General features: G+C 38.7%; 10 protein-coding genes and 1 pseudogene. 9 read left to right on the top strand and 2 right to left on the bottom strand.

Features of this window, described 5'->3' with window-relative positions; translation table 11 throughout:
• The first annotated feature begins 304 nt into the window (after positions 1 to 304).
• The 3 genes and pseudogenes from tagD to tagH all read left to right on the top strand — a co-directional run.
• Entirely contained in the window at positions 305 to 691 is a 387-nt protein-coding gene (gene tagD / locus AM592_RS13820; protein WP_053604329.1) for a glycerol-3-phosphate cytidylyltransferase, read from the top strand.
• Between the two features lie 152 nt (positions 692 to 843).
• Positions 844 to 1,674, top strand: coding sequence for a teichoic acids export ABC transporter permease subunit TagG (tagG, locus tag AM592_RS13815; RefSeq protein ID WP_053604328.1), 831 nt, complete (start codon positions 844 to 846; stop codon positions 1,672 to 1,674).
• Positions 1,675 to 1,694: 20 nt separating this feature from the next.
• A pseudogene (gene tagH, locus AM592_RS13810) lies at positions 1,695 to 2,663 on the top strand (teichoic acids export ABC transporter ATP-binding subunit TagH); the annotation flags it as partial.
• Between the two features lie 48 nt (positions 2,664 to 2,711).
• Here the strand turns inward: tagH and galU are convergent.
• On the bottom strand, positions 2,712 to 3,596 hold the full coding sequence (galU, locus tag AM592_RS13805; RefSeq protein WP_053604327.1) for a UTP--glucose-1-phosphate uridylyltransferase GalU: 885 nt from the start codon (positions 3,594 to 3,596) through the stop codon (positions 2,712 to 2,714).
• 194 nt (positions 3,597 to 3,790) lie between these two features.
• Between galU and AM592_RS13800 the strand changes: the two genes are divergently transcribed.
• From AM592_RS13800 to wecB, 4 genes are all read left to right on the top strand, one after another.
• Entirely contained in the window at positions 3,791 to 5,320 is a 1,530-nt protein-coding gene (locus tag AM592_RS13800) for a glycosyltransferase (RefSeq protein WP_053604326.1), read from the top strand.
• A 32-nt stretch (positions 5,321 to 5,352) separates the two neighbouring features.
• Positions 5,353 to 6,867, top strand: coding sequence for a glycosyltransferase (locus AM592_RS13795; RefSeq protein ID WP_053604325.1), 1,515 nt, complete (start codon positions 5,353 to 5,355; stop codon positions 6,865 to 6,867).
• A 75-nt stretch (positions 6,868 to 6,942) separates the two neighbouring features.
• Complete coding sequence (locus tag AM592_RS13790; protein ID WP_053604324.1) at positions 6,943 to 8,856, top strand: glycosyltransferase family 2 protein; 1,914 nt, start codon at positions 6,943 to 6,945, stop codon at positions 8,854 to 8,856.
• A 19-nt stretch (positions 8,857 to 8,875) separates the two neighbouring features.
• The gene (gene wecB, locus AM592_RS13785; RefSeq protein WP_053604323.1) at positions 8,876 to 10,012 is read left to right on the top strand and encodes a non-hydrolyzing UDP-N-acetylglucosamine 2-epimerase; all 1,137 of its coding nucleotides are present in this window, start codon (positions 8,876 to 8,878) and stop codon (positions 10,010 to 10,012) included.
• A gap of 277 nt (positions 10,013 to 10,289) precedes the next feature.
• Here the strand turns inward: wecB and AM592_RS13780 are convergent, their stop codons facing one another.
• Positions 10,290 to 11,270, bottom strand: coding sequence for an NAD-dependent epimerase/dehydratase family protein (locus tag AM592_RS13780; RefSeq protein ID WP_053604322.1), 981 nt, complete (start codon positions 11,268 to 11,270; stop codon positions 10,290 to 10,292).
• Positions 11,271 to 11,435: 165 nt separating this feature from the next.
• On the opposite strand from AM592_RS13780, the gene AM592_RS13775 reads away from it, so the two are divergent.
• Positions 11,436 to 16,940 (top strand): type I polyketide synthase, encoded by a 5,505-nt coding sequence (locus AM592_RS13775; protein ID WP_053604321.1) that lies wholly within the window; start codon positions 11,436 to 11,438, stop codon positions 16,938 to 16,940.
• Entirely contained in the window at positions 16,937 to 23,440 is a 6,504-nt protein-coding gene (locus tag AM592_RS13770) for a non-ribosomal peptide synthetase (RefSeq protein ID WP_053604320.1), read from the top strand. Before AM592_RS13775 ends, AM592_RS13770 begins: the two co-directional genes overlap by 4 nt.
• Positions 23,441 to 23,448: the final 8 nt, after the last annotated feature.

Genomic DNA, 23,448 nt, shown 5'->3' with positions numbered 1-23,448 from the left:
AGACGATTATCAGGCGTTTTACGTTTCAAATTAAATTTTTTCGGGGCAGTAATTCGCGAAAAAAATTGTAAATATCAATTAACAAATCGTTCACATTTACTAAGAATATTTACAATATGCCGCTTGACGCAGGGGATTTGACTGTGGAACTCACGGTGCTCTTGGACAGAAAAGAGTTGAAAAGAAAATTTACATTCTTTAAAGTAGAGTTTGATTATTCATTCCCGATCATTTTCGGGCGATTTTTTAAAAAATGTTCACTTCAGCATAGAGTTTTTATTTGTAAAGGAAAGGAGGGACTCTGGTGAAAAAAGTGATCACATATGGAACGTATGATTTGTTTCATTGGGGACATCTGCGGCTGTTGGAGAGGGCGAAGGAGCTCGGCGATTATTTAATCGTCGGATTGTCGACAGATGAATTCAACTCACTTAAAAACAAGAATTCCGTGGACAGCTACGAGAAACGCAAACAAGTATTGGAGACGTTAGATCTTGTGGACGAAATTATTCCGGAAGAAAATTGGGAACAAAAAATAGAAGATGTAAAAACCCATCAGGTTGATATTTTCGTAATGGGTGATGATTGGGAAGGGAAATTTGATTACCTGAACGAGTATTGCGAGGTCATTTATTTGTCCAGGACTGAAGGGATATCAACGACCCAAATAAAAAAAGAGATGTTTGATTAAGGCATGATTTTCGAGTTTTTTGCAGGATGGAAAGGGCAAAAAAGCTTTCTTGGGAAAGGTATAAAAGTGAAAAAAGCCCTGACATCTGATACAATAATCTGCGGCGCTTCCAAAGAGCTCCCTAAATCATTTAAGTCTAAGGAAGATATAAAATGAACGCATTAGTTAGAATACTGAAAGAGCAATTCACTTCATTCCCGTTAATTTTACGCTTGGCCGTCTATGAGACGAAGTCTACGTATCAAATGAATTATCTGGGAGTGTTTTGGCAGTTTTTAAATCCCCTGATTCAAATGTTAGCCTATTGGTTTGTTTTTGGAATGGGGCTTCGGCATGGTGGTGCTATGAGGACCGGGTTGGATGAACCAGTTCCATTTATTATATGGATGCTTGCGGGGTTGATCCCGTGGTTTTTTATCAGTCCGACGATACTTGACGGATCAAATAGTGTGTTTAGGCGGATCAATATGGTAGCAAAGATGAATTTCCCTATCAGCTCACTGCCGTCAGTCGTAATTGCATCGAATTTATTTAGTTTTTTCGTCATGATTGCGGTATACATCGTTGTGCTTTTGTTGAACGGAATCTATCCAAGCTTGCATTGGATCCAGTTTATTTACTACTTTTTGTGTATGGTTTCTTTTATGTTTGCATTCAGTTTATTCAATTCAACGATCAGCGTCTTGGTCAGAGATTACCAGCTATTGCTTCAAGCGGTGACCAGGCTTTTGTTTTTCTTGCTCCCGATTTTTTGGGACATCTCGGAGCAAATCGGAGAAAAATTCCCGGAGTTGCTTCCGGTTATTAAGCTGAATCCGCTGTTCTATATTATTGACGGCTTCAGAGACAGCTTTTTAGATGGACAATGGTTCTTTCAAGACATGAAATACACGCTCTATTTTTGGGTGTTTACGTTGCTTTTGTTAACGGTAGGCTCGATTTTGCATTTGAAATTCAGAGACAAGTTTGTTGACTTTCTTTAAAATAGTAAGGAGATTGTACGATGAAACTAAAGGTTTCGTTTCGAAATGTTTCAAAGCAGTATCAATTATATGAGAAACAATCGGACAAGATTAAAGGCTTGTTCTATCCAAATAAAAATAACGGCTTTTTTGCCGTGCGCAATGTCTCCTTCGATGTGTATGAAGGGGAGACGATTGGATTTGTAGGGATCAATGGGTCCGGAAAATCTACTATGTCTAATTTATTGGCACGAATCATCCCGCCGACAAACGGTGAAATTGAAATGAACGGACAGCCTTCGCTGATCGCTATTGCAGCAGGATTGAACAACCAGCTTACAGGAAGAGATAACGTCCGCTTAAAATGCTTAATGATGGGATTAACAAATAAAGAAATTGACCGTCTTTACGACAGTATTGTTGAGTTCGCTGATATTGACGAGTTTATTAACCAGCCGGTGAAAAACTATTCCAGCGGTATGAAATCCCGTCTTGGTTTTGCAATCTCGGTTCACATTAATCCGGATATTTTAATCATTGATGAAGCTCTTTCGGTTGGTGACCAAACCTTTTACCAGAAATGTGTCGACCGGATCACTGAATTTAAAAAACAAGGAAAAACGATCTTTTTCGTCAGCCATTCGATCGGGCAAATTGAAAAAATGTGTGACCGCGTAGCTTGGATGCACTTCGGTGAATTGAGAATGTTTGATGAAACTAAAGCTGTTGTTAAGGAATACAAAGAATTCATCGATTGGTTTAACAAGCTCTCAAAGTCAGAAAAAGACAAGTATCAAAAGGAGCAGAAGGCAGCTCGTAAAAAAGCGGCTGTTGTTGAAGGGATAGAAGAGGCTGATAAAGGATCGGCAAAAAAGAAGCCGAAGAAGAAGGATAAGGGCATATTGATCAATGCTCTGCAAATCTCTTTTCTTTCGCTGTTGCTGGTTGCCATTGCCGCTTCAATGTTCATCGACAAGCCTCTCCGGACGATTTTATCTTTCGGGATATTATAGATGCATAACAAAACAGACTGTAATCGATACAGTCTGTTTTGTCTTTTATTTTCCTTCAGTATAAGTAGCGAGAAGCTTTTCAATAAAAGGAACAAGGTCCTTTCTAAGCTCGGCATCCTGCATGGCAAATTCCAGCGTCGTTTCGATAAATCCTAGCTTTTCTCCCACGTCATAGCGTTTGCCTTCAAAATCATAAGCAAATACACGCTGAATTTCATTAAGCATTTGAATCGCGTCTGTCAATTGGATTTCTCCGCCGGCACCTACTTCTTGTTTTTCAAGATACATAAAGATTTCCGGGGTGAATATGTAGCGTCCGAGAATTGCTAAATTTGAAGGTGCTGTTCCCGGTGCAGGCTTTTCAACGAATGTCTTTACTTGATATCTGCGGCCTTCATTCGTTAACGGATCAATAATGCCATAACGGTTCGTTGCGTTTTCAGGCACTTGCTGAACGCCGATCACTGAAGATAGTGTATTTTCATACTCATCCATTAACTGGCGCAAGCAAGGCTTTTTGGCTTGGACAATATCATCGCCGAGCAAAACGGCGAATGGCTCGTCACCGATGAAATTGCGGGCGCACCATACAGCGTGTCCAAGACCCTTTGGTTCCTTTTGTCTTATGTAATGAATATCGACAATGTTAGACGCTTTTTGGACCTTTTCCAACAGATCGATTTTTCCTTTTTCTTCGAGATTGCGCTCAAGCTCAGGTGCGTTATCGAAATGGTCTTCAATCGCTCGTTTTCCTTTTCCGGTAACGATAATAATATCTTCAATGCCTGATTCAATCGCTTCTTCGATAATATATTGGATTGTAGGTTTGTCGACAATTGGAAGCATTTCCTTTGGCATAGCTTTAGTTGCAGGTAAGAATCTAGTTCCAAGACCTGCGGCAGGGATAATTGCTTTTCTGACCTTCTTCACGACGATTCCCTTCCTTTTAGAAAATTAATATTTTTGAACTAAAATCAATGTACCACATATCGACAATTTATTAAACTTTCGGTAAGTTACGTCGAATCGACAGGGCAAAACTTATGATTTCTTTAATAAAAAAGAATTTCGTGGTATCTTATATGAAAGCATTTTATAAATGTAACAATTAATGAGGTGTCATAATGAAAAAAGTATTTATGGTTGTCCATTTGATAGATGTGAACAAAGGCGGCATGACCACTGCCATGCTAAATCGCTCGAAAATGCTCGTTGATAACGGTTTTGCGTCAGATTTGGTCACCTTTGATTATAATCCAAAATACCCAAATATTATTAAAGAATTAAGAGAAATTGGAAAGCTTGATGAAAAAGTAAATATTTTGAATGTCAATGAATACTATAGAGATTTGAACACATCAGGAGAAACAGATACGTCTTATTATGACCAAATGTCTCAAATTGAACAGGAAGGATATCATATTCAGGATGATGAATTCAAAACGAAAAATTACATTAGATATTTTTCGAATGGTGTCTATAAAATGTATAAAAAATGGACCAAAACAGGGTTTTTAAGCCACATTGACCATTTTAACGATACGAGACAACGGGTAAGAAGAGAAGAATTTCATCAAAATAAATATTTGCACAGAGAAGTTGGGTATGACCCAAAGAACAATAAAATGAACATGGAACGGTATTATACTCCGGACGGTTTTTGCTACCTAATGCGCTGGTATGACAGTGAAACTGAAAAACAGCAGCAGGTCTTTTTGTTCAATAAAGACACAAACAAAGCACAAATGTATAAAAACAATAAAGAATACCATGCGGACTGGCTCAATCGTATTTGTAAAGAGGAAGAAGAAAGGCCGTTTGTCATCTGTGACGGACCGGGCAGCTCAAGTAAAGTCAGAGCGATGAAGGCGGATGTTGCGAAGAGAATTTATATGGTTCATATCAATCACTTCGAAAAGCCTTATACGTACGGAAGCAAGGTTAAAACGGATCATATCGATTTTCTTGAAAACATTCATGAGCTCGACGCTCTTGTCGTCTTAACTCATGACCAAAAAAAGGATATTGAAAGACAATTCGGCAGTCACAATAACATTGTCATTATACCGAATTCCCTTCCTTATTCTGAGGTGCCTGAAGTTACAAAAGACGAAAGAAAAGTCAGCATGTTCGTCAGATATCATCGCCAAAAAGCCATCGACGAAGCGATACATGCTTTTGCGAGGGTTATAAAAAAAGTTCCGGATGCAAGGCTCGAAATATACGGCCACGGAAGCGAAAAAGACAATTTAATCGAGCTCATCAATCAGCTGAACCTGACAGAGCATGTGTTTATAAAAGGATATTCAAAAAACGTGAAGAAGGAAATGGCGGAGTCAATCGTTACTCTTATGACCTCTGAATATGAAGCTTTCGGTTTATCCATTATCGAATCCTTTATCAATGGCACGCCTGTTGTCAGCTATGATTGTAATTACGGTCCTCGCGACGTCATACAAGATGGACAAGACGGATTTATTGTCAAGCAGAAAGATCAAAAGGCTTTAGCGGCTCATATCATTAAGCTTTTGAAAAATCCACAACAAGCAAACGAAATGGGGCAAAAAGGAAGAGAAAATGTGTTGGATGAGTTTACCAACCAAGCGGTATTGGATAAATGGCTGAACCTGTTCAAAGAATTAGATAAAAAGTAAGAAAGCAAGCGGCTATTGGAGATGGAGTTTTCATGAACAAGATATATTCTCTTATTTACGAGATTGACGTGAATAAAGGGGGCATCACGAGCTCAATGATGTCCCGTTCTTTTCTTTTTGCTGAAAAAGGCTATTCAATCGATTTAATCACCCTTGATTACAAGGATAATTATGATGAAATCGAAAAAAAATTAAAAAAGAACGGACGGCTTCACCCAAAAGTAAATCTGCTCAATGTCTATCAATACTATCAAGAGAAGCACAGGAACTATCCTATGTCTTTTGAACAAATATCGTACTATGAAAAAAGTTGCAAAGCAGATCAAGATGGGTATGTTGTTTCCTTTAAAAATGATACAACAGCCGACTACTTTTACAACGGAGCTTATGAAATGCAAAAAGTATGGTCGGCAGATGGAAGGCTTTTGCATAAGGTTCTTTATAACGGTTATTCAAAAGTACGAAAAGAAGAGTTCCACATAGATGGCTATGTTCAAAGAGAAACGCTGTTTGACAAAAACACCGGATTCAAAAAAGTGATACGTTATCTCGCTCCTGACGGCTTTTGTTATTTAACCGAATGGTTTAATGATAAAGGGAACATCAATGGAGTACTGCTGTTTGACAGGGACTCTGTTCATTTGCAAAAATTCAACAACCATCGTGATTTTCACACATATTGGCTTGAACAGCTCTGCATGAAAGAAGAAGATCCGATTATCATTTGCGACGGGGTTGGCAGTGCAAATAAAGTGAATGCGATGAAGAATGGAATCGCAAGAAGATATTACTGTGTCCATTCCAATCATCTTGATTTTCCTCATACGTATGGAAGTCCTGTCAGGGAAAATCATCGTTATGCTCTGGAGCATATTGAGGACTATGACGGCCTGATAGTGTTGACGGAAGAGCAGAAGGAAGATATAGAAAAGGATTTTCCCTCAAAAGATAACATTTATGTGATTCCGCATGCACCTAGGAGGTTACATCTTACGGAACCGATCGATAAAAAGAAAAATCTTTTTGTTATGATCGCCAGATACCATGAGGAAAAAGGAATCGATAAAGCGATTAAAGCAATGGCTCACCTAAAAGAAACTCATCCAGGCATTGAGCTTCATATTTATGGAAGCGGACCGAACGAGCAAGAATATCGAAAGCTGAGAGAGCAGCTCGGGGCGGACAATGTGCAATTGCACGGATATGCCTCTGACCCGGGAACCCTTTATTCAGAAGCATTAGCCACGCTGCTTACCTCAAAATTTGAAGGCTTCAGCTTGGCGATTTGTGAATCTTTTTCGTGCGCCACCCCAGTTATTAGCTTTAACGTTAAATACAGCCCGGCAGAATTAATCGAGAATGGGAAAACGGGGCTTTTAGTTGAGAAAGATAATATTGAAGAATTGGCAAACAGCATTGCTTTCTTTTACGAAAATCCTCAGCTGGCAATTGAATGCGGGTCGCTTGCACAGGAAAAAATAAATGATTGCTACAATGAAGAAATTCTCATGAATCGCTGGGAAAACGTCCTTCAGCTAAAAAAATAGCTTTGTATGCGGCCAAGTTTACTTTATGCGATGAAAGAACAATCTATTTACAGGAAAGAATTGGAGAGTCAGATTTTGAAGATTAGTATTGCAGTACCTACATATAATTCTGAACGCTATATTTCGCGCTGTCTTGATAGCTTGATTCATCAGAGCATGCCTGACACTGATTATGAAATCATTTGCGTAGACGATTATTCAAACGATCAAACAGTGAAGATTCTCAAGGAATATAGCCGAACGTATAAGCAGCTTTCTCTTATTTTACGAAGCGTGAATTCGGGTGGACCGGGAGAACCGAGAAACGAAGCGATTCAGGTGGCGAAGGGAAAATACATTTTCTTTGTGGACTCAGACGATTATTTGGAGGAAGAAGCGTTAGAGCGTATGTATACGTACGCAGAACAGAACCAGTCTGATATTGTTCTCGGGAAAATGAAGGGTGTAAACGGGAGAGCGGTGCCCGCTGCTATATTTCAAGAAAACCTTCCCGAAGCCGATCTCATTCAATCAAGCTTAGTCTATGCGATGGGTCCTACTAAGCTGTTCAGGCTGTCGCTGCTGAAAGAAAACAATATATTTTTCCCAACCGGGATTCAAGCGACCGAGGATCAGGTGTTTGTCATGAAGGCCTATTTATGTTCTAAGCGAATTTCTGTGTTAGCTGATTATACCTGCTATTATGCAGTTCAGCGAGACGAAGGCGAGCATATGACTTTCGCATACGTACCGCCCTATGACTATTATGAGGCGATGCAGGCCGTTGTTGATTTAATCAAGGATTCGCATCTTGAGCTAAATCGCAAAGAAGCTTTGCTTGCGAAATTTATGAACCGTCATTTTGATTTTTCTCGCACAACCGACTTTTTGGAAATGATTGAAGAAGAAGAAAAGCAGAGAGAATGGATGGCAGCTCTGCATAAATTCATCGTCAGTTATATCCCGGAATCAATCGACAGCAAGGTTCATCCTGATCATGGCTTTAAGCTGCATTTGATTCGAACGAATGATTTTCCGGGGCTGAAATCGTTTGAAAAAGAATTAAAGGATCTGCAATCCTTCACCTCTATTAAAGAAGGAAAGCTTGTTGCACATTTTCCTTCATTAGTGAAGGCCAACTATCCGAAAAAGCAATTGACAGTCAACCGGAAAAATAAATTGCAATCATTCCTGTCTTCGATCCAGATTAGCCATAACGTAATACAAGTGTCTGGTACAGCCGGGCATTCGGCGATGAAAAATAATGAATTGACGCAAATGGTGAAGGCAATTTGGATTCATCGAGAAACAAAAAAAGAAAAAGTCTTTTTATCAGATCAAATAATAAATGAATCCTTTGTTTTTTCAATGAAATTTGATGATATCGCTGAAGAACCGGCAGATTTGGGTGTGTGGGATTTTTACATTGAAAGCTCAATCGATGGATATACGAAACGGACAAGAGCCGGCAATCAAAAAAATCCGTATCCTTATTCCGATCATGCGAAGTATATCGGGAATAACGGGCATTATGTTTACGAAGCAAGGCCGCACTTTACCACGGACTCTGACGATTTGTCGCTGGAGCTGAGAGAAGTTTCCTCCATTGAAATAGATGTATACGAAGAAGACAGTTTTTCCGCAGTGACGTTGGAGTTTCCCGATCAGCAATTATTTTTTCCGGAGAAGTCCCAGGTTTTTATAAAATGCATCGATTTTGAAATTTTAGTGCCGGTTAAAACAATCAAATCGCTACCTGAAAAAACGTTAGTCCGCATCGATAAACAAATTTTGAGCAGGTATATGCCTGTCTTTGATAATCATGAAATCAGGTGCGCGTTGTCGATTAATTCCCAAAATTGCAGGCTAAAGCCTCTGAAAGAAAGCAAGTCAGTTTTTCTTTATAAAAAATCGATGGAAAAGAAACAGAGTCTATTTAAAACAAAGAAAAAAGTGGAATATTACTTGAAAGCGGAAAACGCTGAATTTTACTTGTCTCACCATTCTTAAACAGAGAGGCGGTTTTAAAATGAAGCCACTCAAGGTTATGTCCGTTTTTGGCACCAGGCCGGAAGCGATAAAAATGGCTCCGCTCGTGCTGGAGATGAAAAAGCATCAAGAAATTGAGCCGCTTGTTACAGTAACTGCCCAGCATAGGCAGATGCTTGATCAGGTGCTTCATGCATTCGATATTACTCCTGATTTTGACTTGAATATTATGAAAGAGCGGCAAACATTGTCTGAAATTACGTCCAACGCGCTCGTAAAATTGGATAAGCTGTTTCATGAAGTTAAACCTGATATCGTTTTAGTTCATGGTGATACGACAACGACCTTTGCCGGAAGCCTTGCAGCTTTTTATCACCAAATTCCGGTCGGACATGTGGAAGCAGGCTTGAGGACGAGAAATAAATACTCTCCTTTTCCGGAGGAGCTGAACAGGCAAATGACCGGATGTGTAGCCGACTACCATTTTGCCCCCACCCTTCAGGCACAGCAAAACCTGTTAGATGAAGGGAAAAATCCGGATTCGATATTTGTAACCGGCAATACAGCGATAGATGCATTGAATACGACTGTTACTGAAGATTATATTCACCCGGTGCTTGATAGAATCGGAAGAGGGAGAATGATCCTGCTGACCGCCCACCGCAGAGAGAATATCGGGGAGCCGATGAGGAACATTTTTCATGCCGTCCGTCGAATCGTGAATAAATTTTCAGACGTTCATGTCGTTTATCCGGTACACATGAATCCTGCTGTCCAACAGATTGCCAATGAAATATTGGGTGATTTGGATCGAGTTCACTTAATTGATCCTTTGGAAGTGATTGATTTCCATAACATTGCGGCCAGATCATTCCTTATTCTAACTGATTCCGGCGGGATACAGGAGGAAGCCCCTTCTCTCGGCAAGCCGGTACTCGTATTGAGAGATACGACTGAGCGGCCGGAAGGAATAAAAGCAGGAACGCTTAAATTGGCAGGCACGGATGAAGGGCATATTTATCATCTGGCAGAGCAGTTGTTAACGAATCGAGAAAAATATAGAGAGATGTCTCAAGCATCCAATCCTTATGGGGATGGATCAGCATCCAAACGGATTGTGCAGGAGATATTGTTCCGGTTCAACTATTCGATGCAAAAAGCACTTCCTTTTAAATAGAGGCCTCAATAAAGGAATAGTCCTCAGGAAATTTATGGATGGTTCTATTATAAGGAAGAAGTTTACTGACCCCAGAAGAGAAAAGGGTGTTCTAAAAGTTCGGATACCCTTTAATCTTTGATTGAGGTATAAAGTTAAAACAAATCACATGTTTAAATGAGATATTTATAAAAATTAGCGGTTTCATAACTAAAGCAGTCTAGCTGCCGCTGGGTAATAATCATTCTGATAGATAGGTATCCATCATATAAGCCGGATCCATGATGTGATCGCTTATCTATTTTGTTGTGTTCGCAAGTGGACGGTCTGTATTAGATTGGTTATATGTCGTTTTGTACCAAGCAACTGTTTGGCGAATCGCTTCATCTTGCGGAGTAATAGAAAATGAGAATTGTTTTTGGAATTTATTTGAATCTACAATGAAATCATTTAAGTGCTGATACATTATTTCGCGGAATTCTCTCATGCCGGAATTAAATATTCCTGCAATATCAACGATGAATTTTCCGGCAGTTCTATACTTTGGTGTTGTTCCGAGCTCATCAGCAATTTTTTGTACGATTTCACGTGTAGTCGTGGGTTCGGGAGCAGGAATATGCCAAATTTCACCCAATGCTTCCTGATGTTCTCCAAGTATAATGAGTCCATTGGCAAAATCACGAATGAAAATATAGGAGTGCTTCTTATCAGGATTCCCCAGAATATTTGCAGGCTTACCTTCCATTAAACTTTTAATCACCTGTTCGCCTAATGACGAATTCTTGACACGCGGCCCATAAAAATCCGTACCTCTGCCAATTGTCGCCTGCACTTTACCGGATTTATGGGCATTCATTAATTTTGCGGCCACTTCAGCCCGCACCTTTGTTTTCTTGCCAACTGTATTATATGAAGAATTCTCATGTAAAGGCTCATCATGAGGGCCGTAAGCATAAACATTATCTGCGTAAACTATTTTGATCTGATGCTTTGCCGCAGCTTCGATGATATTATCCATCATAATGGGAAACAACTCCGGCCATGATGAATAGGGAATTCCTATACAGTGATATATCACAGATATCTCATAAGAATTGCAAATATCCAATACACTATCAAGATTAGTAGCGTCTCCTTTTATTACCTTCACAGACTGAGGAACATCCGCTTTTCCGCTCCTATTCACTAAGAGCACTTTTTTGTCTTCTTGAATAAGCTGGTCCATAATAGTAAGCCCTAAAGGTCCTGTTCCGAAAATCGCATGATACCCATTCGTCATTTGTTTTACCCCCAGATAGTAATTTCTAATACATTTTATCACTTTTTAAACAACAGCTGTTTACAAAATATTAAAGAAAATTTAAATTTTTGTAAATATTAGTATGATAATGTATAATAGGTCACAAAAAGTCCTTCTAAAAAACTATTCAAGGGGAAGATAAGCATGAATCAGACAAACGAACCAATTGCCATTATCGGAATGGGTTGTAGGTTTCCAGGAGGAGGAAATAACACCGAAGAATTTTGGCAGAATCTTGTAAGTGGGAAGGATTCCATTACAGAGATTCCAAAAGATAGATGGGATATCGATCGTTATTATGACCCAAATAGCAAGAAAAAAGGCAAATCAAAGGCGAAATGGGGAGGGTTTCTTGATAAGATTGCGGAGTTTGACGCGGAGTTTTTTGGGATATCACCAAGGGAAGCCAGCTTATTAGATCCCCAGCAAAGGCTGTTGTTAGAAGTTACATATGCAGCGTTTGAAGATGCAGGACTGCCAGTTGATAGTTTAGCAGGCAAAAACATAGGAGTATACATAGGAGCCTTTACGCTTGATTGGAAATTGCTTCAATTTACAGAAAGTAATCGAAGTATGATCGATTCGCACTCTGCAACAGGTTCGATGATGACTTTATTATCAAATCGTTTATCGTATGCATTTGATTTGAAAGGTCCTTCTCTATCAGTTGACACAGCTTGCTCCTCTTCTTTAGTCGCACTGCATCTTGCCTGCCAAAGTATTTTACAAAAAGAATCTTCTATGGCGGTAGTCGGCGGCGTTAATGTTATGTTAAAACCAGAATATTTTATCGCAGAATCAAAAGCAGGAATGCTCTCTCCGGATGGCCGTTCGAAGACGTATGACAGCCGCGCAAATGGGTATGTTCGCGGGGAAGGTGCTGGAGTAATTGTATTAAAACCTCTTTCTAAAGCAATTGAAGACGGTGATTATATCCATTCACTCATACGCGCTTCAGGGAGTAACCAGGATGGTCAAACATCCAGTATTACTGTACCAAGCGGTCAATCTCAAGAAAATCTGATGAGAACTATATACGAACAAAATGGAATATCACCTTCTAGTATTCAATATATTGAAGCTCACGGTACTGGAACACCGGTTGGAGATCCAATCGAGGCGAAAGCAATTGGAAAGGTCTATTCCCAAGGGCGTTTAAACGGACAAAAAACGTTGATTGGTTCAGTAAAAACGAATATTGGCCATACAGAGGCTGCCGCTGGAATAGCCGGTGTCATTAAAACAGTTATGAGTATGAAAAATAATTTGATTCCAAAACACCTTCATATGAATAAAGTCAATCCTGATATTGACTTTGAAGAATTGGGATTAAAAGTTCCATTAGAAAACACACCTTGGCCGGAAACGAATGGTCCTAAAAGGGCTGCAGTCAATTCCTTTGGATTTGGCGGAACCAACGCACATGTTTTAATTGAAGAATACACCACAACACAAGATAACCTCTATGATGATAACCAACCAGAAGAAAATAACCTTATACCACTATCTGCTAAAAGTAAACAAGCATTATATGACTTTGCTAACCAACTAAAATTATCACTTCCACACAGTCAGACAACTTTGACAAGCTTAGGATATACTTTGTCCCGAAGAAGAGATCACCATTCTCATAGATTAGCAATCATAACCGATTCAATAAGCGATTTACAGAATAAACTTGATATATATTTATCTGAAACAACAAACTCACTTCTTCTTGAAGGGGTCGTGACAAATAAATCACCATTAGTATTTGTATTAACAGGTATGGGCCCTCAATGGTGGGGAATGGGACATGAATTGTATCAAAAAGAAACTATATTCAGAGATATGATCGATAAAATTGATGAGATTTTTCAAGATTTATCAGGCTGGTCTTTACGAGATGAAATGTTGAAAAATGAAACCGATTCATCCATGGACCAAACCAAACTTTCGCAGCCAGCTAATTTCGCCGTTCAAGTTGCCCTATGTGAATTATGGAAATCCAAAGGGGTTTTACCAGATGCGATTATTGGCCATAGTGCCGGAGAAGCAGCGGCTGCCTTTGTCTCCGGAGCTTTAAGTCTTGAAGATGCTGTTAAAGTAATCTACACAAGAAGCAGATTGCAGCAGCTTTTAACCGGAAAAGGAAGAATGCTGGCAGTTGGAATGTCAGAGGAAGCCATCGAGAATTATATTGGGATGTACAAAGATGTTGTATCCGTCGCGGCGATTAATAGCCCGAATTCTATAACGCTTGTTGGCGATGAGGATGCTTTAGATAAAATTTCTAAAAATTTAGATAATGATAAAGTATTTCAAAAATACTTGCATGTAAGTGTTCCTTATCATAGTCATTACATGGAAGAGATTAAGGAGGAGTTGTTAGACTCCCTGCAGGATATAAAGACTCACAAACCAGTCATTCCAATTTATTCAACTGTTGACGGGAATCAATGTGATGAATCCTATTTCGATGCAGAATATTGGTGGAATAATGTAAGGCAGCCTGTTCGCTTTGCCAAGGGTTGTATGGAGCTTATTATGAGAGAATTTCGCTCTTTCCTTGAAATCGGACCGCATCCAGTTCTTGCATCATCCATAAATGAATGCCTAAAACAATGCGGAGTTGACGGCGAAACTTATTCTTCTCTGCGCAGAAAAGAACCTGAAATCGAGTATGTAAACAATACCTTCATGCAATTATATGTGAATGGTTCTGAGATTAATTGGGACATGCTGTATCCAGAGCAGAGATATATTACAAAGGTTCCATTGTATCCTTGGCAAAAAGAGTATTATTGGGCAGAAACAGAAAAAGCAAAAAGAGATAGATTAGGGAACCAAGAGGCTCATCCAATATTAGGGGAACGTATAGGCTCGATAAATAATGTTTGGAGAAATCAATTAAATCTTAACCATGTGCCTTTTATAAGTGATCATAAAATTCAAGGAACAGTTGTTTTTCCAGGTGCCGGTTATGTGGATATGGCTATATCATCGGTTGCAGAAATTTACGGAAAAAACAACGTAACTTTCAATGTAGAAAATATTCAATTCAAAAAAGCTTTATTTTTAACGGCCGACCAAGATGTTGAAATGAATTTTACTTACAATGACAGAAATGGCGAGTTTCAAATATTTAGCCAAGCGAGCGGAGAGGAACATCAATCCTGGGATCTTAACGCAGCTGGGGTAGTTTTGCCTGTTGCAGCATCAGGTGAACAAATCGAGATTGAAACTCTTAAAAGCCGGATTACTGACACAGTCAGCAAACAGGAATGCTATCAACATTTTCAAACATTAGGATTAGAGTATGGTGAACAGTTCCAAGGGATTGAGCTGTTATGGAGAAATCAAAATGAGAACGAGTCTTTGGCTCAAATTCAAATCAAACCACAGCTGTTAGAACATGTTAATGAATATACCATCCATCCTGCAGTTCTAGATTTATGCTTTCAAGTAATGGCTGCGGCACTGCCTTTTGAGCAAACTCCAACCGTTTATATGCCGGTCGAAATCAAAAAAGGGAAAGTATACAAATCTCTAACGGATCAGATGTGGGTATATGCAAAAATTAATGAAAAATCTGAAGGCAACTTAATTGGCGATATTTATCTAGTAAATGAACAGGGAGAAGTGATTTTAGAGATTAATCAATGTAAAGCCGTTTCCTTAAAAGATGTGGATCATTCACCATCCGTTCAACAAAAATTATATGAATTACAATGGAAGGAATCTGAATGGAGACAGGAAGAAAAGAAGGCGGCGGCAGGAGAAGGATATTGGCTTATTTTTGCTGACAAAGGAGGAGTGGGACATAAAATAGCTTCTTCACTTGAGAAAGAAGGGGAGAAGGTAAAGCTTGTCCAACATTCCTTAGAAAATTCTCAATCTAGCATTGTCATAAATCCAAGTGCACAAGATTCATATCAAGAGTTATTGGAAACCTATGACTGTAAGCGAATCATTCATTTATGGAGCCTTGATTTATCAAACAATCAATCTTTAAACAGGGATGCTTTACAAGAAGCGGAAAGATTGTCCACAAATTCAGTTCTATTGTTATTAAAGGCTCTCTCCGAAAATAAATCAGCGAATAAAGAAGGGCTGCTGTGGTTGATTACTAGAGGAGCACAGAAAATTACTGATTCAGACTCGGAAATGAATTTATCTCAATCCAGCCTATGGGGTATGGCAAAGGTGATTGGCCATCAAGAGTTCTATCATCTATTTGGGGGAATTATTGACTTAGATATTAACGGAACAGATGATGATTCACAAAATATTTTAAATGAACTCTCTTTTGGAGATATGGAAGACCAAATTGCTTACAGAAAAGGAAAAAGGTTTGTCGCAAGAATGGAAATCAATCAATTTAGTGACAGTCATACAAAATCTTTTCCTGTCCATTTTAATCCATCTTCTACGTATCTGATCACTGGGGGACTTGGTTCATTAGGGATTGTTACAGCGAAGTGGATGATTTCGAATGGAGCCCGCCATTTTATCTTAATGGGAAGAACACAGCTTCCAAATAGACAAAGCTGGAGAGATATCGACAGCAATCATCTTCATTACGCGAAAATTAACTCTATTATTGAGCTGGAGCGATTAGGGGCAACAATTCATGTAGCATCTGTTGATATTGCAGATAAAGATCAATTGACAGAGTATCTGGATGGATTCCATAAAATGGGCTTCCCGGAGGTGGGAGGTATTATTCATTCAGCTGGCACAGCAAAACCTCAGTTAATGAAGGATATGGAAGTAGGAGAATTTAATAAAGTGCTTCGTCCAAAAATATGGGGTGCATGGAATTTACATGAATATTTTGATGGCAAGGATTTAGAATTCTTCATCATGTATTCTTCAGTCGCTTCACTTGTTGTTTCTCCGGGACAAAGCAATTATTCAGCTGCCAATGCGTTTCTTGATGCCTTGTCTAATTATCGGAATTCTCTTGGAAAGCGTTCCGTAAGTGTCAATTGGGGACCGTGGAAAGAAGTAGGGATGGCTACAAAATTGGATTTGAATACTTTCTTCATTGATAGGGGCTTATATCCAATGAACCCGGAAGAGGGCTTAGAATGTTTAGAAATGATTTTAAGTCAATCAAAATCACAATTGGCCGTACTAGGAGCAGATTGGAATAAAATTGCCATACGGAATTATCCGGTGGAGTATACGCCAATAATGGTTTCTTCCTTAATCGATACGGCTTCGAATACAAAAACAATGGATTCAAAACAGACTGAGAGCATTTTAGCTAAAATTCAAAGTTTACAAGATGAAAGTGAAAAATTAAACGCCATCCAAGAATATTTAACCGATACAGTGGCAGCTGTTTTACGTATGGATAAAACGAAACTAAATCACTCGCAATCTTTAACCAGCTGGGGACTAGACTCTATGATCTCCATTGAATTAAAGAATTTTATCGAACGGGATTTACATGTGGAAATGGCAGTTGTCGATTTATTAAAGGGAATAAATATTTTAGATCTTTCTGAGCATATTCTTGCCATCATTTCAGAATCTGATCAATTAATAGATGATGTTGAACTCTCTGAGCTTTTAAATGAAATGGAATCATATTCACCAGCAGAGCTAGAGTCAGTATTAAAAGAAATTTCAGCAAGTAAAGAAGGGGAAAAGATGCGATGAATAGGTTATTGGATACTATTTCTGGATTATCGGAAGAGAAAAAAGCGTTAATACAAAAAGAGTTGCAAAAAAGGCTTGAAAAGGAGAAGAAAAAGATTGTTCCGGGGGAGAGAGGAAAAACAGCTTTCCCTCTCTCTTCAAGCCAACAAAGAATGTTCTTTCTAGAAAAATTGGATGCCGGCAATCCTTTCTATAATATTCCTGGCTGCTTAAAATTCAAAGGCTTTTTAGATCTGGTGGTTTTGGAAGAAGCCCTCAATCTATTGATCCAAAGGCATAATGTTCTTCGTATGCATTTTGTTGTCAACGAGGATGGAGATGGATTCCAAAGAATTAACGATCAATTTAACAAAATCGAGTTGGTGGTAAAAAACGTTCAAGGCTATACGAATGAACAAATTCAAGAACTCATTACTAGTCTGCTGCAACAGCCGTTTTACTTAGAAAAAGGTCCATTATGGAGCGCTTCTATTTTACAAAAAGATGCAGAGGAATCTCTGCTTGTTTTATCTTTCCACCATATCATTTTTGATGGGTGGTCTCTTGAAAACTTCATACAACAGCTGTTAACGATTTATAAACAGATTAGTGAAGAAAACGTAAGAACAGAAGTTAATCTAAATGATTTGCAATATACTGATTATGTAGAATGGGAAAAGTCCTACATGACAGAAGAAAAAAAGGAAAAACAGTTAGCCTTTTGGGAGAAGGAGTTAGAAGGGTGTACTGAGCTGCTTAATCTCCCTTTAGATTATCAACGGCCAAAAGAACAGAATCATAAGGGAAAGCTGTACTCAATAGAGATGCCAAGAGAGGTATATCATCAGTTATCCGAAGTATGTAAAGAGAATGATACAACATTGTTTATGATGACTCTTGCAGCATTTAAGGTTTTACTAAGCCGAAATTCTAACCAAGAAGATATTATTGTAGGGTTCCCCATCTCCTGCCGTGATCAAGCTGAAATAAAAGACTTAATTGGCTTATTTGTGAATACTTTACCGATTAGAAGCAAGTTATCCTCTCAATTATCATTTATCGATTTGTTAAAGCAAGTGAAATCGAATTCTTTACAGGTGTTCGAAAATAAATATGTTTCATTTGATTCTGTAGTAGAACGAGTTCGCCCGACTAGAGAATTGAGTTACAATCCGATCTTTCAAGTTTTGTTTTCTTATCAAAATGCCATCCCATCAGTACAATTAGAAAATCTCATCGTTGATTTTGAACATATTGATCCGGGAACCTCTAAATTTGATCTATCATTAGACATTTTTGAAGGAAGCGGCGACGTTTTGCCGAAAATAGTATTTGAGTACAATACGGATCTATTTCATGGCAGTACCGTTCAAAGAATGGCAAATCAATATTTACATTTATTGAGTCAAATCGCAAAGGATCCTGAACAAAGCATCTCTCATCTCAATTTACTGACAGAAGATGAGGAAGAAGAGCTTGCTAAGCTGGGAAGCGGCCCCGAGCAATTTTATGATTCTTCTGAATCTGTGATGGCATTGTTTGAGAAAGCAGTTCATGCTAATCATGAAAGTGTTGCACTCTCGTATCGCGATCATTGTTATAGCTATGATGAATTGAATAAAGCAGTCAATCGTTTCGCCAGCTATCTAAACAAACAAGGTGTGCAAAAGAATGAATTAGTTGGTATATCGATCGATAAATCGATGGAAATGGTAATCAGCATGCTGGCTGTATTGAAAATTGGAGCAGCCTATGTACCTATTGATCCTCAGTATCCGATCGAAAGACAAGAATTTATCATAAATGACAGCGGTATAAAAGTGCTTATTACATCTCACCAAGTAAATCACGATTTGTCACTTGCGCTTAATGAAGTCATTGTTCTAAATGATTCGGTTATTGCTGAATTGAAGGAGATGGATGACGAGTACCAAGCAGTAGAAGTCAATTTAGACGACACAGCATATATCATCTATACTTCTGGTACTACCGGCCAGCCTAAAGGTGTCATTATTTCTCATGGCAATCTTGTAAATGCATACTTCGGCTGGGAAAGAGCCTATTCTTTGTCCGATGGTATAAAGACACATTTGCAAATGGCGAGTTTTTCCTTTGATGTTTGTACGGGGGATATCATACGGGCGCTGCTCTCCGGTGCAAAACTTGTTTTATGTCCTCCTGAATTTTTGACAGATTCTGAAGAATTGTATCAATTAATAGTAAAAGAACAGGTTGATTTTGCTGAGTTTGTTCCAGCAGTTTTCCGTCATCTTATTCAGTTCTTAGAGGATACCAATCAAAAACTGGACCATATGAAGATTGTTGTCCTTGGTTCTGATGTTTGGTACATGGATGAATATAAACAGTTTCAGTCTTATTTGAATCCAGAGGCTAGATTGATTAACTCCTATGGTTTAACGGAAGATACTATTGATTCCACTTTTTTTGAATCGAATCACGAACATTTGCCACAGGCATCGACTGTTCCGATTGGAAAACCGTTGGCAAATAAACAGCTGTTTATTCTGGACTCTGAACTCAATATGGTGCCATTTGGCGTTATAGGGGAGCTTTATATTGGGGGAAAAGGCGTAGCAAAAGGCTATATGAATCGAAATGAATTAACGAATGAAAGATTTATTTATCACGCAGTTGGTGAAGAATCCATCTATTTATATAAAACAGGGGATTTAGCACGATTTTTGTTAGATGGAAATATTGAACTGATCGGCAGAACGGATAGTCAAGTGAAAATCAGGGGCTTTCGTGTGGAATTAAATGAGGTAAGTGCTGTTCTTTTGAAATTTGCGGATTTGAAAGACTGCATTGTAGTAGATTATGGTGATCATAATGATAAGCAGCTAATTGCTTATTATGTAGAGAGCGATAAAGAAATTCATACTCAAGATTTAAGAAACCATATGAAAAAGTCCTTACCAGACTATATGGTTCCTAATCAATTTATCAAAATTGATCAGATTCCGCTTAGTGCAAACGGAAAAATCAATCGCCAGCTGCTGCCTGCTCCTGATTTAGAAAAGTATTTATCCTCTTATGTGGCGGCAAGAACTTTAAATGAAAGCATGTTACAGGATATATGGGAACAAATATTTGCGCAGCCGCGTATTGGAGTAAATGATAATTTCTTTGAATTAGGCGGCCACTCGCTTATGGCGATGCAAATTACCAGTCAAATTCGTAAAGCGTTCCATATTCATGTTCCGCTAAAGGCGATTTTTGAAGCGCCAACCATAGCCAAATTAGCTGAATATATCTCCAAGCTTGAAGGAAAAGGGCAAAATGATGTATTTGATCTTCCGGAATACAAACCTGATAAAGAAAATAAGTATGAACCTTTTCCGTTAACCGATGTACAACAAGCGTATTGGGTAGGAAGACAGGAAATATTTGAGCTTGGGAATGTGACGACGCACAGCTATGACGAATTAGAAGCTGAGAATCTGGATGTTGAGGCTTTTGAACAAGCATGGAATCAATTAATTATGCGGCACGAAATGCTGCGGACGGTAATTTCTGAAGATGGCTACCAGCAAACATTAAAAGAAGTACCTTATTATAAAATAAAAGTATTAGACTTTGAACATTCAAATGAAGAACAGTGCTCAATTGGTTTACAAGGGGTTCGAGACGAAATGTCTCATCAAAAATTAAGTGTGACACAATGGCCGACCTTTGACATTCGAGTCACAAAGCTAGCTCGTAATCAAGCTAGAATTCACTTTTCTACCGATGCCTTGTTTTGGGATGTTTGGAGCTTTGTCAATTTAGTTAGGGAATTGGTTGTAATTTACGAAGATAAGTCTGAGATGCTGCCAGAATTAGACTTTTCATTCAGAGATTATGTATTTGCTGAACAAGAAATTGTCAAGAACACCAAAAAATATGAAGAAGCAAGAGAGTATTGGAACAATAAAGTGAAATTCTTGCCTCCAGCGCCTGAACTTCCGATAGCTCAAAATCCGCGTTCTATCTTAGAGCCGAAATTTACAAGATATCATCGCGTGCTGGAAAGAGAACGATGGGAAAAATTAAAGAATAAAGCAAGCAGCTATGGGATTACTGTTACGGGACTTTTATTAGCGGTACATGCAGAAGTATTTGCTGCATGGAGCAAGGAACCTGCATTCTCGTTAAATTTGACGTTTTTAAGCCGGCATGCTGTACATCAGCAGGTGACAGATATCGTAGGAGAGTTTACCTCATTAACTTTATTGGCTATCGATCAGCAAATTGGGAGTACATTTATCGAAAGGGCTCGCAAAATCCAAAAAGAATTATGGGATGATTTAGAGCATAATTATATTTCTGGAGTTGAAGTGCTTAGAGCCTTGACTAGTGCCCAAGGTGATGCAACACAGGCAAAAATGCCGGTCGTATTTACTTCAGCACTTGTAGTGCCGGTACCTGACCAGGAAGATACACCGATTCCATTTAAGCCAGTGAGTGAAAACGGGATTACCCAAACATCCCAAGTGTGGCTGGATTGCGGAGTTTGGGAAGATACTAAACGATTGTTGTGCAACTGGGATGTTGTAGAAGAAGTGTATCCTGAAGGATTTATTAAAGACATGTTTGAGTGCTACTGGGCATTTGTCCAGAAATTAGCTGTAGATGATGCGATCTGGGAAGAAAAGGTGATTCCTTTAATTCCGGATGACCAAAAAGAATTAAGAGCCACGATCAATCATACGGAAAAAGAGTGGGAAGAAGGACTCCTGCATTCTAATTTCGAGAAACAGGCTGTACAGAAACCAAATGCAATTGCAGTTGAGACGAGTGATCGTTGTTTTACGTATCAGGAAATAGACCAAAAAGCGAATTCATTGAGTAATTATGTAATAGAATTAGGGGCAAAGAAAAATCAAGCAATTGGCATCATCATGGACAAAGGCTGGGAACAAGTAGTGGCTGGATTATCTGTATTAAAAGCAAATGCTGCCTATTTACCGATTAATCCTGATTTACCTAAGGAGCGCATCGATTATCTGATTCAGAAGGCAGATATCCAGATTATTCTTACGCAGTCGTGGCTAGAGTCTGATTTTAAAGAAAATCGTAACGTACATGTAATAGACGTTGATACCTTTGATTACCTTTCTAACGATGAAAAAGCGCCCCAAATTGAGGCGAATCCAGATGATTTAGCCTATGTTATTTTTACATCTGGCTCAACAGGTGAACCGAAGGGTGTTATGATCTCACATCAAGCAGCGTTGAATACAATCTTAGATGTTAATGAACGTTTCGGTATAACGGAAAAGGATAAAGTGTTAGCATTGTCTAGTTTTACCTTTGACCTTTCTGTCTATGATGTTTTTGGCATGTTAGCATCCGGTGGAACCATTGTTATTCCGGATAAGGAGAAAGCTTTAGACCCTATACATTGGTATGAATTGATAAACGAAAAACAAATTACGGTATGGAATTCTGTGCCGCAGCTTATGTCTTTATTGGTCGAGTATATATACAGCAACAACATGGATCTTCCAGAGTCTATTCGGTTAGTTATGCTAAGCGGTGACTGGATTCCGTTGTCATTGCCAGAACAAATGAAAGATTTATCTGGAAATGATAATCTGCAAGTGATCTCATTAGGTGGTGCCACAGAAGCTTCCATTTGGTCAATTATGTACCCTATCCACAATGTGAAATCAGGATGGAAGAGTATTCCTTATGGTAAACCAATGAAAAATCAAAAAGTGTATGTGTTAAATAAGTTTTTAGAGCATTGCCCTACTTGGGGTTTTGGAGATATTTATATCGGTGGAGTTGGAGTAGCGGAAGGGTATTGGAAGGATGAAGAAAAAACGAAAAATAGTTTTATTATTCATCCTCAGACGGGAGAACGCCTTTATAGAACAGGAGATATAGGGCGTTATCTGCCGGATGGTAATATTGAACTGCTTGGACGTGAAGATAATCAAGTGAAAATTCAAGGATATCGAGTAGAACTTGGAGAAATCGAAGTAAACCTGAGCCAGCATCCACAGATTGAAAAATGTGTCATTTTAGCCAGCAACAAGAATGACATAAAAAGCCTAATTGCTTTCTATATCTCAGAGAATCATATTGAACCGGATCACTTACACCATTTTCTTGAAAACAAAATAGCTAGTTATATGATTCCTTCTCAATTTATATGTATTGACACGATTCCGCTAACGTCCAACGGAAAAGTTGATTACAAAAAGTTGAATTCACTTGTCAAAGAGACAACGCATGCAGCTGAAAAATGGGAGCCTCCTGTTACGGAAATGCAACTGAGTATTACAAAATTGTGGTCTGAGATTTTAAATGTCGACGAGAAAGAGATCGGGATAAATAATAGTTTCTTTGAATTAGGCGGGGATTCGATGCAGGCGATTCGAATGATGACAAAACTCCAAAAAGAATTGTCCATGCAGCTATCTTTGAAGGATTTTTATCAAGAGCCAAGTGTGAGCTCTTTAGCCAATCTTGCTGAGCAAAAAATGTTCATTGGAGCAAATGGAAGTTTATAAGATTTGTA

The organism is Bacillus gobiensis (assembly GCF_001278705.1).
Classification (GTDB): domain Bacteria; phylum Bacillota; class Bacilli; order Bacillales; family Bacillaceae; genus Bacillus; species Bacillus gobiensis.
The sequence above is the reverse complement of the archived record's forward strand: the minus strand, read 5'-3'. Positions and strand labels throughout refer to the sequence as shown.